The organism is Methylobacter sp. BBA5.1, assembly GCF_000746145.1.
Classification (GTDB): domain Bacteria; phylum Pseudomonadota; class Gammaproteobacteria; order Methylococcales; family Methylomonadaceae; genus Methylobacter; species Methylobacter marinus.
In genome coordinates this window covers 178,096-193,148 of the sequence record NZ_JQKS01000001.1, presented here as the reverse complement: position 1 = coordinate 193,148, position 15,053 = coordinate 178,096, and the positions used below count along the sequence as shown (strand labels likewise).

Below are 15,053 nucleotides of genomic sequence, written 5' to 3'. Positions count from 1 at the left end.
TTAAGGTCAATCGTGAAAAAAATTATCGATTTCTTCAAGAAAAAATGGGTGATACAGCTCATTGGCATTATCGCGCTGAGTCTGGTGTTATGGTTTTTCGGTCCATTGATCGCGATAGGCGGCAAGGTTCCGTTTGAATCCGAGGTGTCGCGGTTAATCGCCATTCTGGTTATCGTGGTGCTGTGGGGCGCCAATAACCTGCGTATTCAGGTCAAAGCCAACCGCGCCAACACGCAGATGGTCAATGAACTGGTGGAGACAAAAGGAGCCGATCCGTTGCTGGTCGATCATGAGTCGGCCGAAGAAATCGGCGTGCTCGGGCAAAACTTCGATGCCGCCTTGCAAACCCTGAAGCAGACCAAAAACAAGTCGTCGCAAGGCAGGCAGTATCTCTATGAGCTGCCCTGGTACATCATTATCGGTCCGCCGGGTTCCGGCAAAACCACGGCCTTGATCAATTCCGGCCTGGAGTTTCCATTGTCGGACCGCTTCGGTAAAAGCGCCATCCAGGGGGTCGGCGGCACGCGCAACTGCGACTGGTGGTTTACCGATCAGGCGGTATTGCTCGATACGGCCGGCCGTTATACCACCCAGGACAGTCATGAATCCGTCGACAAAGCGGCCTGGCTGGGCTTTTTGGATCTGTTGAAAAAACACCGGCCGCGCCGGCCCGTCAACGGCGTGCTGGTCGCGATGAGTCTGTCCGATCTGCTTCGCCAGACCGAGGAAGAGCGCACGCTGCATGCACAGGCTATCCGGCAGCGCATCCAGGAATTGAATGAGCAACTCGGCATTCGCATCCCGATCTATATGCTGTTCACTAAAACGGACCTGATCGCGGGCTTCACCGATTTTTTCGCCGATTTCGGCCATGACGAGCGCACCCAGGTGTGGGGCGTCACCTTTCCGGAAGAGAATGAACAACAGCCGGCCGATGTTATCGCCCGTGTGGGGCAGGACTATGACGAGCTGTTGGCGCGATTGAATGACCGCATGCAGAAGCGCTTGCAGGAAGAGCGGGATCTTCAGCGCCGCAATCTGATTTTTGGTTTTCCGCAGCGCATGTCGTTGCTGAAGGAGCCGATGACCAGCTTCCTGCAGCAATGCTTCGGCGTTAACCGCTATCAGGCGCCTGCCTTGCTGCGCGGCGTTTATTTCACCAGCGGCACGCAGGAAGGTACGCCGATTGACCGGCTGATGGGCATACTGGCCAGTACTTTCAAGCTCGACCGTTTTTCGGCGCCGGTGTTCAGCGGCAAGGGCAAAAGCTATTTTCTGACGCGTCTGCTTAAGGAAGTGATCTTTGGCGAGGCGGAAATCGTCGGTTTGAACCAGCGCGTGGAACAGCGCCGCACGCTGATGCAAAGATTGGCATACGGAGCGGCCATGGCACTGACGATCGGCATGGCTGCCTTATGGTCGACCAGTTTCACGCGCAATCAATTGGCGATTGCCGACGTGCAGGATAAAAACGGACAGTACGAAAAAATAGTTGCCGATACGCCCGAATGGAAAAGCGATTTCGCCGCCTTGTTAAAACAGATGGATGCGCTTTACGCCGTGCGGGACGTTTTTCCGGAAGACGCGCCCTGGTCCATGCAGTTCGGGCTTTACCAGGGCGACAAAGTCAGGCCCCTGGTCGAAAGCGCCTACGGCAAGCAATTGGCGAACCGTTTTCTGCCGCTCATCAAAGCCAGGCTGGAACAGCGCCTGGTCGGCGAGGAATCCAGGAATCCGGAGATTTTATATGAACTGCTGCGTGTGTATTTGATGCTCGGCAATCGGGATAAAATGGACGCCCGGATTTTCCGGCCCTGGATCGCGCTGGACTGGGAAAACAACTATCCGCAGGCTGTGCAGGAAGGGTTGCTGGTGCATCTGGACAATCTGTTGAAGTTGCCGCCGGAAGCCCAGCAGCTGGACGATCAGCTGATTGCCGACACCCGGCGGATATTGACGCAAATACCGGTGGCGCAACAGGTTTACATGCGTATCAAGCGCGAGGCCCTGCAGCGCCATGACTATGATTTCAAACTGATCGATGCCTTGGGTTTGGGCGGAAGCCGTGTGTTCTCGGCCGTCAACGGCACGCTGGAAGAACAGCTGATCCCCGGCTTTTTTACTTACGACGGCTTTTATCAGGTTTTTTTGAAGGAAAGCAAGGATCTGGCCAAGCAGACGGTCGAGCAGCGGTGGGTGCTGGGCGAGGATAACATGGCCGGCGTACAGGATTCAGCTGAACTGGAAGCCAAGCTGCGCAGTTATTATTTCATCGAATTCATCAAGCGCTGGGATGACTTGCTGAACAATCTGAAGATCAGGTCAACGGCCAACCTGCAGCAATCCATCGAAGTGCTGGAGGTGGTTTCCGGCAGCGATTCGCCCTTGCGCAAACTGTTGCAGGCGCTGGATCAGCAGACGACGCTGACGCGTGTTTCGGCCGAAGCGGGCGCCCTGGATAAATTGAAGCAGGGCGTCGAGGCGGCCGGCGGCGATGCGCGCATGCAAAAACTGTTGAATACGGCCAAAGTGGCCGGCGTCACGACCGAGGCCGCGGGCGATTCAGGAAAGGAAGTCGAGCGTCATTTCGAAAGGCTGACCGCTCAAATCAGGAATATCGGCGGCGCCGTCGCTATCGATCAGATTATTGCCGATCTGGGTCAGCTCTATGGATACATGGCCGATCTGGGCAGTACTTCCGATGCCTCGGCAGCGGTCAATCTGGCGATGCAGCGCAGTTCGGGCGGCAACGATATCATTGCCCAGATTCAACTGCACTCGGCACGCTTGCCGGATCCTTTGCAGGATTGGGTCAGAACGCTGGCTTCGGGTAACTGGGGCATTATTCTGGGAGGAGCCAAGAGTCAATTGAATCGCAGCCTGAAAAGCGAAGTGACCACGATCTGCAAAAGCGCGCTGGAAGGCCGCTATCCATTGTCAAAAGCCAGTCGCACCGATATTACCCTGCAGGATTTCGGCAGATTTTTTGCGCCGAACGGGGTTTTGGACCAGTTTTTCAATACCCATCTGAAGCCGTTTGTCGATACCAGCGGTGTGCGCTGGAGGTTGATTGCCCAGGACAATCAATCGATCGGCATATCGCAGGGCGTTTTGAGCCAGTTCCAAAATGCGGCTAAAATACGCGACGTGTTTTTTCAGGGGGGCGGCCAGTTGCCGGCTATCTCGTTTGAACTTAAGCCGTTGCTGCTTGATTCGAATGCCTCGCGTTTCTGGCTCGACATGGGCGGACAGCAGATCAGCTACCGCCATGGCCCGGCGCGGGCCACGCAGTTCCAATGGCCGGGCACGGGCGGCGGACTGGTCCGGTACGGTTTCGAGCGGCTGGACGGCAGGCAGGTCAGCCGTTCGGAAGAGGGCGCCTGGGCTTTGTTCCGGGTACTGGACAAAGCTGACATACAAAAATCCACTCAGGATAGCTATGCCGTGACTTTCGACATCGAGGGGCTGAAGGCGAAATACGAGTTAAGAGCCAACAGCGTATTCAATCCGTTTGCATTCGATGCATTGAAAAATTTTCGCTGCATAGCCGGGATTTGATTATGGAAAACCTGTCCGCTCCGGGGTTTTATGGAAAATTACCGGTACTTGGTGATTTTGTTTCCCGTCGCCTTACGCGCGAGTTTATCCAGCCGTGGGATAAATGGCTGCAAAGTGCCATCGCCGTGAGTCAGCAGCATCTTGGTCAGCACTGGTTGAAGGCCTATCTCTCCAGTCCGGTCTGGCGTTTCGCATTGAGCCCGGGATTATGCGGCAATACCGGCTGGATCGGCGTGCTGATGCCCAGCGTTGACCGGGTCGGGCGTTATTTCCCGTTGACCGTTGCATTGCCTGCGCCGACTGGCGCCAATTTGTCCGATCTGTTCATGGCCAATAACGATTGGTACGGGGCCGTCGAGTCAGTCGCGCTGACGGCGTTGGAGGAAAATCTCGACCTGAACGATTTCGATGGTTTGCTCAACAGTATGCCTTTAGTGGTGAAACCGGATATGCGAACCGTCGACAGAACGTTGCAGCGCAATACCGATTCGGAGAAAAAGGCCCTATGTATCGGCATTGATCATACCGGCCCTGCTGAAGAGGCGCTGGCGGATTTCAAAACCGATCTGCTCGATGTTTTTACCTCCGGCTACAGTTTGTGGGCGACACTCGGCTGCGAGCACATCAAGCCGTTTCTGTTTGGCTGCGATGGTCTGCCGCCGGTAAATGCGTTCGTCGGCCTGCTGTCCGGCGATATGTCGTCCCGCGGCTGGCAGCTTGACACGACCACCTTGTCAAGCAGCGCCGAAGACGCTGACCCGGACAAGACGCTGCCGCCCCGGCGCAGCACCGGCCACACGAATAGCGGAAGTGCCGGTTTAATATATGGCGGACCGGGACTCAAATGGCGGTCTTGTGCCGGAACCGATGTCGGGCTGCGCCGAAAATGCAATGAAGATGCGATACTGGATCGCCCCCAGGCCGGCATATGGGCGGTAGCGGACGGCATGGGCGGTCATCAGGCCGGCGATGTGGCGAGCCGGATGATTGTCGAGGCCCTGGGCAATCTGGAATATTCAGACGATCTGGATGCCTCGATAAAAACAGCCGACACCTGCCTGAAGCAAGTCAATGAAGATCTGCGTGATCTGGCGGAAAGCCAGTTTAACAAACAAATCATCGGCAGTACGGTTGTGGCGCTGATAGCGGGCGTTAAGCATTTTGCCTGTCTGTGGGCCGGCGATAGCCGCCTTTACCGGCTTAGGAGCCGGCAGCTGGCACAGCTGACCGTGGACCACTGTGCCGAGGAATATCCTGTTAATGGACTGATACCTGCAGATAGACCGCTGAAACAGTCCAATATCATTACCCGCGCTATCGGCGCTGACGATGATTTGGTGCTGGACTGCGAGATCGTTGAAGTGCTGCCGGGCGATATTTACCTGCTTAGCAGCGACGGATTGGATAAAGAGGTCGGCTTTCACGAAATTGAGTCTATACTTAATGACTCTACCTGTGAGTCCGGTGTAAAGGCCTTGATTGATCTGACGCTGGAACGTGGCGCCCGCGATAACGTCTCGGTGGTGGTCGTGGAAATTATATAGACGCTAAGAACTATAGGGTTTTAGCATCTTTGATGATGTGATAGAGTTTGCATCAATAATAAAAAAATAAAAAAAATCAGGGGGAGCCATTGGCTGTCGATTTAGAAAGTTATTTGGAAGCGATAGATCCGGAAAACGTCTGCGGCGATGATCTGGAATACGATGCCGATTTTATTGCGCTTGAGCAGGCGATTAAGGGCAAGCCGGAGCAACAGGTCGGGGATACCATTCAGGATGCGGAACCGCCCAACTGGCGTGAAATAAGAAAAAGCGCGGAACAGCTATTGACCCGTACCCGGGACCTGCGGGTACTGATCAGTTTGCTGCGGGCCCTGATCGCAACCGAAGGCTTCGCAGGCTTTAACGACGGCATATCCCTGATCAAGGCGCTGGTCGAACAGCGCTGGGACAGTATTTACCCTCAACTCGATCCGGACGATGACAACGACCCGACCGAACGGGTCAATATTCTGATGTCCTTGTGCGACCATGAGACCATTCTGCGTCCGCTTCAGCAAACGCCACTCATTGAATCAAAAGGCCTGGGCCGGTTCAATCTGCGCGATGTTTCTATTGCCACGGGAAAAATAACCGTGGCCAACAACGACAGCGGCATCAGCTCATCGACAATAGACGCCGCCGTTCAGGACAGCGATCCGGAAAACCTTCAGCATACATTCGAGGCAATCAGCGCCGGCCTTGACAGCCTTAATGGCCTGGAGCGCTTTGTCACCGAGCAGGTCGGCATCAATGACGCGCCTAACTTTGGCGACTTGAGAAATCTGCTAAAGGAAAGCAGAGCGCTGTTGACGGACTGGCTGGCAACACGAGGCGGCGTAGAAACGGTCGTTACCGACGAGGCTGAAAGCGCCAATGACGACGATGCCGGCAAAGCCGTGCCTGTTGCCGCTGAAAAAAAATCAGCGCCGGGCGCCATCAACGATACACGCGATGTACTTAACGCACTGAACCTGGTCTGCGAGTACTACAAGAAAAATGAACCGTCCAGTCCGGTGCCTATTTTCATAGAGCGCGGTATGAGGCTGGTTGGCAAAAGCTTTATGGAAGCACTAAAGGATATCGCGCCTGACGGCCTGGATCAGGCCAATGTCATCAGGGGCATTCGTGATGAAGATGAATACTGAAATCAAGTAAGGTTTGGCAATTTAAACGTTAAATTTAAGGGGCATTATTAAATGGCACAAAGTAGTCAAAAGTTTATCGCACGCAATCGTGCGCCAAGAGTCCAGATCGAATACGACGTCGAATTATACGGAGCGGAAAAGAAAATTCAGTTGCCGTTTGTGATGGGCGTGCTAGCCGATCTATCAGGAAATCCCGCCGAGCCTCTGGCTCCGGTCGCCGAGCGCAAGCTGCTGGAAATCGACGTCGACAATTTCGATGAACGCTTGAAATCCATGAAGCCGAGAGTGGCATTCAATGTGCCGAATACCATTACGGGCGAAGGCAATCTGAACGTGGATATCACTTTTCAGAGCATGGACGATTTTTCTCCCGCAGCTGTAGCCAGAAAAGTGGAGGGACTCAATAAACTGCTGGATGCCAGAACGCAACTGGCCAATCTGGTGACCTATATGGACGGCAAGGGCGGCGCGGAAGAATTGATCGCCAAAGCCATCAACGATCCCGCCTTGTTGCAATCGCTGGTCGCGGCGCCTAAGCCGGATGCCGAACCTGCATCAGAAAACCAGGACGCAGGAGAATAAGCCATGACTGAAGTAGCAAGCGCACCAGAAGCTCAGGCGGGAACGCAGGTACAGGAAACCAGCGATTTTTCATCCTTGCTGAACAAGGAGTTCAAGCCCAAGTCGGACCGCGCCAAGGCAGAGGTTGAGAACGCGGTTCAGACCCTGGCCGAATACGTCTTGAAAGATGCGTCCATCGTTTCGGAAGACGCCATCAATTCGATAGAAGCCATCATCGCGCAAATCGACAAAAAGCTGACCGAACAGGTTAACCTGATCCTGCACCATGAAGATTTTCAGAAGCTGGAAGGTTCATGGCGCGGCCTGCATTATATGGTTAACAATACCGAAACCGATGAGCAGCTGAAAATCAGGGTCATGAACATCACGAAAAAGGAGCTGGGCAAGACGCTGAAGAAATTCAAAGGCACGGCCTGGGACCAAAGTCCGCTGTTCAAGAAGCTTTATGAAGAAGAATACGGCCAGTTCGGCGGCGAACCGTTCGGCTGCCTGATGGGCGATTATTACTTTGACCATTCGCCGCAGGATGTCGAATTGTTGTCCCAGATAGCACAGATTTCCGCCGCTTCGCATGCGCCGTTCATTGCCGGTGTCTCGCCTTCGACGCTGCAGATGGATTCATGGGGCGAACTGGCCAATCCGCGCGACCTGACGAAAATATTCTCGACGCCCGATTATGCGGCGTGGCGCTCATTGCGCGAATCGGACGATTCCAAGTACATCGGCCTGGCCATGCCGCGTTTCCTGTCCCGTCTGCCGTACGGGTCCAAAACCGACCCGGTCGATGAGTTCGATTTCGAAGAAGATACCGAGTCGGCCAACAGCAGCAATTACGCCTGGTCGAATGCCGCCTATGCCATGGCGACCAATATCAACCGGTCGTTCAAGCTGTACGGCTGGTGCTCCAGAATCCGCGGCATTGAATCGGGCGGCGCGGTGGAAAATCTGCCCGTGCATTCTTTCCCGACCGATGACGGCGGCGTGGACATGAAATGCCCAACCGAAATCGCTATCAGCGACCGCCGCGAAGCGGAACTGGCCAAATCGGGCTTTATGCCGCTGGTGCATAAAAAGAACTCCGACTTCGCCGCATTCATCGGTGCGCAATCTTTGAATAAGCCGGCTGAATATGATGATCCGGATGCCACGGCGAATGCCAACCTTGCGGCCCGCCTGCCTTATCTGTTCGCGACCTGCCGTTTTGCGCATTACCTGAAATGCATTGTGCGGGATAAGGTCGGCTCTTTCAAGGAAAGAGAAGATATGGAGCGCTGGCTTAATGACTGGATCTTGAAATATGTGGATGGCGATCCGGCAAACTCCAGCGAAACAACTAAAGCGCAAAAGCCGCTGGCGGCCGCCGAGGTTGTTGTCGAGGAGATAGAGGGAAATCCCGGGTATTACTCGTCCAAGTTTTTTCTTCGCCCGCACTATCAGTTGGAAGGTCTGACAGTGTCGTTGCGATTGGTTTCCAAACTGCCCTCCGCGAAAGGCGGATAGTATTTTGGTGCTTACGAGTCATGGAGCCTAGCACTTATTAAGGACGACGCTTCTGGCTTTTTTTTGATGTCTTAAAGTAAATAAAAGGAGAGACAAATGGCTGTAGATATGTTTATTAAAATCGGCGATATCAAAGGTGAATCGCGCGACAAAACTCATAAGGATGAGATTGACGTTTTGGCCTGGAGCTGGGGGATGTCGCAATCGGGCACCACACATACAGGCGGAGGCGGAGGCGCGGGCAAAGTCAGCGTACAGGATATATCGTTTACCAAATATGTTGATAAATCCTCCTCGCCTTTAATGATGGCTTGCTGCAACGGCAAGCATTATCCGGAAGCGACGCTGGTTGTTCGTAAAGCCGGAGAAACGCCTTTGGAATATATCGTTATTAAATTGAAGGAAGTGCTTGTTACTTCCGTCAGCACTGGCGGCAGCGGCGGCGAGGACCGATTGACAGAAAACGTCACGCTGAACTTCGCTCAGTTCGAATACGCCTATCAGCCGCAAAAAGCGGACGGTTCGAAAGACGGCGGTGCAATCGAAACGAAATGGAATATCGCCGAAAACGTTAAAATCTAAAGCGATGGAATGCGAAGAAGGTGCAATGCCTTCTTCGCGTCTTTCATGGCTCAAATAATAAAAATCCAAAGCGTTTTTTTAAAAGCAGAGCAAATTTATGAAGCTTGCGGAACAGCATTTACAGGAAGGCCAGCTTCAGGAAGCGCTGGTTGAACTCCAGAACCAGGTTCGTAAAGATCCTGCCAATCCTAAACTCAGAACATTTCTATTCCAACTTTTGGTTATTCTCGGCGAATGGGATCGCGCACTGACGCAGTTGACTGTGGCGGGCGATCTTGATGCCGCGAATCTTCCCATGGTACAGACCTATAGAGAGGCGATTCGTTGCGAGGTCTTGCGCAAGGATATCTTCGCCGGCCGTAAAACGCCGGTGGTTTTTGGCGAGCCCGCGCAGTGGATCGCACTATTGCAGGAAGCGCTCAAGCTGATCGCGGATAATCGTTTCGCTGAAGCGCGAAATCTGCGCGATCAGGCTTTCGAACTGGCTCCCGCTACACCCGGAACAATCGACGGCACGGCCTTTAACTGGATCGCGGACGCCGATACCCGACTAGGCCCTATGCTGGAAACGGTGGTCAACGGCCGTTACTACTGGGTTCCCTTTAACCAGATTCGCGAGATTCACATTGAGGCACCTGCCGATCTGCGTGATTTTGCCTGGATGCCGGCGCATTTTATCTGGGCCAACGGCGGCGAAGCCTTCGGCTTGATTCCCACGCGTTATCCGGGCTCGGAAACCGCCGATGACTCGGCAATACGCCTGGCACGCAAGACTCAATGGCAGGAACAGGCGGAAGAGACTTTCATCGGCCTGGGTCAGCGCCTGCTGAGCACGGATGAAAACGACTATGCGGTGATGGATATTCGCGAAATCAAGTTCAATGCCGATTGATGCCGGTTTGAGTCATTGAGAAAAATAGCGTGAAAAAATTTTCCGAAGCATACGAAAAAGCGCTGCATGTGATAACGGCACAAAAGTTTGCCGACGATTGGCAGGGGTTTCTGCAAAATCAGGCTCGGGTCAAGGAATTGCTTAAGCCGGACGGCCCGGATTCAACACAGGCGGACGGTCTGGATAAAATACGCAAGAAAATCAATGACGCCAGCCATCACACCCTGGTGGCATTCTTTGTCGGCGGCGGAGGCGAAAAATTTGTCGAGGCGAGCAAAAATACGGCCTCGGCGGGAAAGCTGGAGGACCGGGCGGCGACATTGAAGATGCTGTATCATTTTTATCTGGCCAAGCAAAGAGGCGCGCAGGATGTGTGGGTGTATTCGCCACCCAAGGCGTTTGCACAGTGGATCTATGACGAGATCAAACCGCCTGAAAAAACCATGGTTGCCCGGTTGGGCAAGGCTAAGGAAGTCTACTCGGCGGGCGAAAGGAAAATCATGGGCGAGGCGCTGCTGTTGGCATTGAACTGGTCTTTGAACGTGGTCGCCAAGTTGGGCGATGCGAAAGACGATAGCAAAAAAATCATTCGCAAATGGTTCGCGGATGAAAACACGACCGATCAGCAAATTAATGAAGCCACTGAGAAACTGAAAACCGGCTTCCAGAAAATAGCCAACGTTGCCAATTCCAATAAGCTGATTTTCTCGGATGAACCGCTAGACCGCAACAAGGGCGGCTGGAAGGATTGGGCTTTTGTCTATAAAACCGAACCGCTGGAAGTCATTTACCTGCAAGGCGCTTTCTTGAAATCGGGCAACAGCGGCAAGCTATGGATGTGCGCATTGACCATCATTCATGAATTATCGCATCGCGCGGTCAACACCCGGGACCATCGTTACGATAGCGATGGCTTGAAGCCTTCGATGGGCGGGCTGCCGTATAGTAAAGCCCTGGAAAACGCCGACACCTGGGCTTACTTTGCCACTGATCTGGCTGGCAAACTATCGAATTCCGATTCCGGCAGGGTTCTGGCCTGACCGGTGTCTCACTTTTATGGGTAACGAGGGCGCGATGGAAAAAAAAAGGAAGGGACCGGAGCCTGTCAAACCGGTCAGCCATAACGGTGTGCGTTATGAAGCCGTGCATTGGGGAAAAGCCAGGGGGCTGGAACAGAACGGCGGCTATATTGCCGCCTACGACGACAACAGCGGCCAGGAGTTGTGGTTGTTGAAAGTGTACGACGTACCTTATGACGATGACATGGAAGACGACAAGCAGGATGTCTTTATCACCGATATGCGGCTCGGCTGGTTCAGGAAGCAGCGTTTATCGGTTAAAAACGAACGCAATCAGAAATATTATGTTGATCTGACCGATAAAAGCGTCAGTCCGGCCTGATGGGGAGAGTCGGTATGTTCAGATATTTGGCGCTAGGCGGTTTATTGCTGTTACTGCTCAATGACAGCGCCGTGCTGGCCGGGGAAATATCGAAAAAACGTGCAGGGCCTGCCGCTGCCGCGCCGGTCACCATCGGGCAGGTGCGTTATGAAGCGGTACCCTGGGGCAGAATACGCGAGCTTGATCAAAACGGTGGTTACATCGCCGCGATTGACGAAAACAGCGGCCAGGAGTTGTGGGTATTGAAGATTTACGATGTGCGGTATGACGGCGATATGGAAGATGACAAGCAGGACCTGTTTATTACGCGCATCGAGTCCAAAGACAACCGCACCCTGCTGATTGAAAACGAGAATGGCGAACGCTTCATCGTCGATTTACCGACACGCACCGTTAAGCCGGAATGACCGCCGCATTTGCACGGGACGACAAATAAAAACCATGGCCGAACTTACCCAGAAAGAACGTTTACAGCCCTCGCTCCTTGACCGGTTAACCGACGATGCGCCCGATAAAACGCAGGAATCGCGCGACCAGCGCGTCCTGTCGCTGAGCCGCCTGCGGCAGGGGGTATTGCGGGACATGGGCTGGCTGCTGAATACCGGTAGTCTCGATGCGGTCGAGGATTTTGCCGGCTTGCCTCTGGTCGCGGGCTCGGTAATCAATTACGGCATTCCGGATCTGGCCGGCACGACGTTATCGGGCGCCGATGTGCTGGAAATTGAGCGCCGCGTCCGTCAGGCCATTTGGGATTTTGAACCGCGCATCCTGCGCGATTCGGTCAAGGTCACGGTAACCGCGTCGGAAGACCAGATGAATCATAACGCCATGTCCTTCGACATAGAAGGCGACCTTTGGGCGCAACCCCTGCCGTTGCGACTCTACCTTAGAACAGAACTCGATCTTGAGACGGGCAACATGGAAATTATGGATAGAGGCGGCTAGTTATGGACCCTCGATTACTGAAATACTATCACCGCGAACTGCAGCACATCCGTGAAATGGGCGGCGAGTTTGCGCGTGAATTCCCTAAAATTGCCGGCAGACTGGGCCTGGACGAATTCGAATGCGCGGACCCTTACGTCGAACGTCTGCTGGAAGGGTTCGCTTTCATGGCGGCGCGCGTCCAGCTCAAGGTCGATGCGGAGTTTCCCCGTTTCACCCAGCATTTGCTGGACATAGTCTATCCGCATTATCTGGCGCCCACGCCCTCCATGACGGTCGTGCAGTTTCAGCCGGATTTGTCGGAAGGGGCGCTCAATGAAGGCTTTCCGATTCCCAGGAACACTTCTTTGCGCAGCCAGATCGGCAAGGGCGAGCAGACCGCTTGCGAATACCGTACCGCGCACGATTTGACTCTGTGGCCCCTGGAACTGGTGGAAGCCGAGTATCTGGCCGGCGCCGGTGCCGTCGCCAATATCGGCGCACCCAGCCTGCCCGGGCTGAAAGCCGGCATTCGGTTGCGCCTGAGAACGACGGCGGGACTGAAATTCAACCAGATCGCACTGGATCATCTGCCGCTTTACCTGCGCGGCGTGGGTGAATTGCCCATGCGGATTTACGAGCAGATGCTGGCCAATGCCATTGGCGTGGTGGTGCAGCCCACGCAACGGCCGGTCGCCTGGCAACAAGTGATCAGGCACGCCGGTGTCCGGCCCTTGGGCTTTGAAGACAATCAGGCGCTGTTGCCGTATGTCTCGCGTTCCTTCCAGGGCTACCGGTTATTGCAGGAATATTTTGCCTTTCCCGAGCGTTTCATGTTCGTCGAATTGACGCAGTTGCAGGAGGCGGTTCGGCAATGCCCCGACAGCGAGCTGGATATCATCATCCTGCTCAACCGCAGCAACCCTCAGTTGATCAATTCGATTGATGCCTCACGCTTTGCCTTGTTCTGCTCGCCGGCCATCAATGTCTTTCCCAAACGAACCGACCGAATCCATTTGACCAACCAGAACGCCGAATACCATGTCGTTCCCGACCGGACCCGGCCATTGGATTACGAGGTTTATCAAGTGACCGAAGTCACGGGCTATGGCAGCACGGCCGATGACAAGCAGGAATTTTTGCCCTTTTATCAGGCCAGCGCCGATGCCAGTCACAAGCGTAAACGGGCTTACTATACCCTGATCCGGTCGCCGCGCGTCGTTTCGTCCAAGCAGCGACAATACGGGCCGCGCTCCAGCTACACCGGCAATGAAATATATATTTCCCTGGTGGATGCCAATGAGGCGCCGTTTAAAAGCGATCTGAGGCAGCTCGGTCTTGCCACGCTGTGCACGAATCGCGACTTGCCGCTGCAATTGCCGATTGGCGTCGGAACGACCGATTTTACCATTCAGACCGGCGCGCCGGTTCAGTCGATACGCTGCCTGTCAGGTCCGACCCGGCCGCGTCCGTCCAACGCCCATAAGGATACGGCATGGAAACTGATCAGCCATCTGTCGCTGAACTATCTGACGATCGTCGATAACAACGACAAAGAAGGCGCCATGGCGTTCCGGAATCTGCTGTCATTATATGGCGAAAACAGCGATGCGGGTTTTCGCAAGCAAATAGAAGGGGTGTTGTCGATTCAATCCAAATCCATCGTCCGGCGCATCAATACCAAGGGGCCGATCGTGTTCGGGCGCGGCCTGGAAGTATCGGTCAATGTCGATGAAGCCGCCTTTGAAGGCAGCGGTGTGTTTTTGCTGGGGACGGTGCTGGAGCGGTTTTTTGCGCAATATGTGTCTATTAATTCATTTACGGAAATGGTGTTGAAAACCAGTGACCGGGGCGAGGTAATGCGATGGCCGACGAGAATCGGGCAGCGTCATCTGATCTAGAAGCATCGCTAGGCAGGGAGCCGTATAAATACGGCTTTTTCCAGTTGCTGCGCCTTATGGAATGCGCCTACAAGGATAAACCGCGGCTGGGCCGTTCGGCCAGGCCCGCCGATGATCCGGTCAGGCTGGGGCAGGAAGTTTCGCTGACCTTCGAGTCCTCCACGCTCAGCGCGTACACGCCGGGCAAGGACGGGCGTCCGCCGCGCCTGACGGGGCGCTTTTTGGGCCTGTTCGGCACCAACGGACCGTTGCCCCTGCACCTGACCGAATACGTTCGCGAAAGAATTTATCATTACCGCGACCATACCTTGGCGCGTTTTGCCGACATATTCCATCATCGCATGATGTGCCTGTTCTATCGCGCCTGGGCCGATACCGAGCCGGCCGTCAGTTTCGACCGGCCCGAGTCTGACCGGTTTTCCGGCTATGTCGGCTCGCTGGCGGGCCTGGGCCTGGAATCCCTGCGTGAGCGTGATGCCATGCCCGACCTGGCCAAGTTCTACTATGCCGGTTATTTGTCCAGTCAGGCCAAGAATGCCGAAGGGCTGCGGGCGCTGCTGGCGGACTATTTCAGATTGCCCGTCACCATCGAGGAATTTGTCGGCGAATGGCTGGATATTCAGGATTCCGATCTGACGCGGCTGGGCGAGACGCCGCGCACGGGCGAGCTGGGCGTATCGGCGATTCTGGGTTCACGGGTCTGGGCGTGCCAGCATAAATTCCGCATCCGCTTCGGCCCGCTGAGCTTGCCGGAATACCAGAGTCTGTTGCCGACCGGTAACCGTATCGGGCAACTGATCGCGGTAGTCCGCAATTACATAGGCGATGAACTGGTCTGGGATGTCAATCTGGTCCTGAAAAAAGAACAAGTGCCCGGCACCTGTCTGGATGGGCAGACAGGCCTGGGCTGGACCAGTTGGCTGGGCGACCGGCACGAGAATACGGACGCTGACGATTTGATGCTGAATCCTTTATAAAACAGCCGAACGCAGCGCAAAGCACAATAAAAAACAAAATTTACTAG

13 protein-coding genes are annotated in these 15,053 nt (G+C 54.6%); all 13 read left to right on the top strand.

What is annotated here, in order from left to right:
* Positions 1-12 precede the first annotated feature (12 nt).
* The 13 genes from tssM to tssG all read left to right on the top strand — a co-directional run bounded on the left by tssM (position 13) and on the right by tssG (position 15,006).
* A complete protein-coding gene (gene tssM / locus EK22_RS00840; protein ID WP_036247073.1) occupies positions 13-3,558 on the top strand; it encodes a type VI secretion system membrane subunit TssM in 3,546 nt (1,181 codons plus the stop codon).
* Positions 3,559-3,560: 2 nt separating this feature from the next.
* Positions 3,561-5,102 carry a type VI secretion system-associated protein TagF gene (tagF, locus tag EK22_RS23435; protein WP_081917709.1) on the top strand — a complete coding sequence of 514 codons (1,542 nt, stop codon included), beginning with the start codon at positions 3,561-3,563 and terminating at the stop codon, positions 5,100-5,102.
* An 89-nt stretch (positions 5,103-5,191) separates the two neighbouring features.
* A complete protein-coding gene (gene tssA / locus EK22_RS00825; RefSeq protein ID WP_036247072.1) occupies positions 5,192-6,247 on the top strand; it encodes a type VI secretion system protein TssA in 1,056 nt (351 codons plus the stop codon).
* A gap of 51 nt (positions 6,248-6,298) precedes the next feature.
* Complete coding sequence (gene tssB / locus EK22_RS00820; RefSeq protein WP_020157165.1) at positions 6,299-6,829, top strand: type VI secretion system contractile sheath small subunit; 531 nt, start codon at positions 6,299-6,301, stop codon at positions 6,827-6,829.
* 3 nt (positions 6,830-6,832) lie between these two features.
* On the top strand, positions 6,833-8,329 hold the full coding sequence (gene tssC, locus EK22_RS00815; RefSeq protein ID WP_020157164.1) for a type VI secretion system contractile sheath large subunit: 1,497 nt from the start codon (positions 6,833-6,835) through the stop codon (positions 8,327-8,329).
* A gap of 96 nt (positions 8,330-8,425) precedes the next feature.
* Positions 8,426-8,911: an Hcp family type VI secretion system effector gene (locus tag EK22_RS00810; RefSeq protein ID WP_020157163.1), complete on the top strand. Its 486-nt coding sequence runs from the start codon at positions 8,426-8,428 to the stop codon at positions 8,909-8,911.
* 97 nt (positions 8,912-9,008) lie between these two features.
* A complete protein-coding gene (locus EK22_RS00805; RefSeq protein ID WP_020157162.1) occupies positions 9,009-9,803 on the top strand; it encodes a type VI secretion system accessory protein TagJ in 795 nt (264 codons plus the stop codon).
* A 29-nt stretch (positions 9,804-9,832) separates the two neighbouring features.
* Positions 9,833-10,843: a M35 family metallo-endopeptidase gene (locus EK22_RS00800; protein ID WP_036247071.1), complete on the top strand. Its 1,011-nt coding sequence runs from the start codon at positions 9,833-9,835 to the stop codon at positions 10,841-10,843.
* Positions 10,844-10,877: 34 nt separating this feature from the next.
* Positions 10,878-11,204 (top strand): hypothetical protein, encoded by a 327-nt coding sequence (locus EK22_RS00795; RefSeq protein WP_152564971.1) that lies wholly within the window; start codon positions 10,878-10,880, stop codon positions 11,202-11,204.
* Positions 11,205-11,218: 14 nt separating this feature from the next.
* Positions 11,219-11,611, top strand: a complete 393-nt coding sequence (locus EK22_RS00790; RefSeq protein WP_036247070.1) for a hypothetical protein — start codon at positions 11,219-11,221, stop codon at positions 11,609-11,611.
* A 34-nt stretch (positions 11,612-11,645) separates the two neighbouring features.
* Positions 11,646-12,149: a type VI secretion system baseplate subunit TssE gene (gene tssE / locus EK22_RS00785; protein WP_020157158.1), complete on the top strand. Its 504-nt coding sequence runs from the start codon at positions 11,646-11,648 to the stop codon at positions 12,147-12,149.
* 2 nt (positions 12,150-12,151) lie between these two features.
* On the top strand, positions 12,152-14,029 hold the full coding sequence (gene tssF / locus EK22_RS00780) for a type VI secretion system baseplate subunit TssF (RefSeq protein ID WP_036247069.1): 1,878 nt from the start codon (positions 12,152-12,154) through the stop codon (positions 14,027-14,029).
* A complete protein-coding gene (gene tssG / locus EK22_RS00775; RefSeq protein WP_027146928.1) occupies positions 13,993-15,006 on the top strand; it encodes a type VI secretion system baseplate subunit TssG in 1,014 nt (337 codons plus the stop codon). Before tssF ends, tssG begins: the two co-directional genes overlap by 37 nt.
* Positions 15,007-15,053: the final 47 nt, after the last annotated feature.

What these genes read in the sequence shown, in the direction of transcription:
- tssC (WP_020157164.1), top strand. Translation starts at nt 6,833, where the DNA reads ATGACTGAAGTAGCAAGCGCACCAGAAGCTCAGGCGGGAACGCAGGTA.
- tagF (WP_081917709.1), top strand. Translation starts at nt 3,561, where the DNA reads ATGGAAAACCTGTCCGCTCCGGGGTTTTATGGAAAATTACCGGTACTT.
- EK22_RS00790 (WP_036247070.1), top strand. Translation starts at nt 11,219, where the DNA reads ATGTTCAGATATTTGGCGCTAGGCGGTTTATTGCTGTTACTGCTCAAT.
- EK22_RS00795 (WP_152564971.1), top strand. Translation starts at nt 10,878, where the DNA reads ATGGAAAAAAAAAGGAAGGGACCGGAGCCTGTCAAACCGGTCAGCCAT.
- EK22_RS00810 (WP_020157163.1), top strand. Translation starts at nt 8,426, where the DNA reads ATGGCTGTAGATATGTTTATTAAAATCGGCGATATCAAAGGTGAATCG.
- tssB (WP_020157165.1), top strand. Translation starts at nt 6,299, where the DNA reads ATGGCACAAAGTAGTCAAAAGTTTATCGCACGCAATCGTGCGCCAAGA.
- tssE (WP_020157158.1), top strand. Translation starts at nt 11,646, where the DNA reads ATGGCCGAACTTACCCAGAAAGAACGTTTACAGCCCTCGCTCCTTGAC.
- EK22_RS00805 (WP_020157162.1), top strand. Translation starts at nt 9,009, where the DNA reads ATGAAGCTTGCGGAACAGCATTTACAGGAAGGCCAGCTTCAGGAAGCG.
- tssF (WP_036247069.1), top strand. Translation starts at nt 12,152, where the DNA reads ATGGACCCTCGATTACTGAAATACTATCACCGCGAACTGCAGCACATC.
- tssG (WP_027146928.1), top strand. Translation starts at nt 13,993, where the DNA reads ATGGCCGACGAGAATCGGGCAGCGTCATCTGATCTAGAAGCATCGCTA.